1 pseudogene is annotated in these 227 nt (G+C 19.8%); it reads right to left on the reverse strand.

The features are described 5' to 3' along the window. Positions 1–227: pseudogene (locus BN1173_RS04660) on the reverse strand (hypothetical protein); the annotation flags it as partial.

Below are 227 nucleotides of genomic sequence, written 5' to 3' on the forward strand. Positions count from 1 at the left end.
ATATAGTTTTTTATAATTTTAGAAGAATCAAAAATATTACTTTCTTTTTTGATTAAGTATATTGTGTAAGAATTTTTATCTTCAAAAAGTTTATTTATATAGAATGTTATATATCCACTACTTACTGGATACATATCGATATCGTATATTTTTCTTAAATAAGGACGATAAAAACTAAAGGATAAATATTAATTCAAAACTTAATCAAACACAAAATTGATGATTCC

It is taken from the genome of Borrelia crocidurae, assembly GCF_000825665.2.
Classification (GTDB): Bacteria; Spirochaetota; Spirochaetia; order Borreliales; family Borreliaceae; genus Borrelia; species Borrelia duttonii.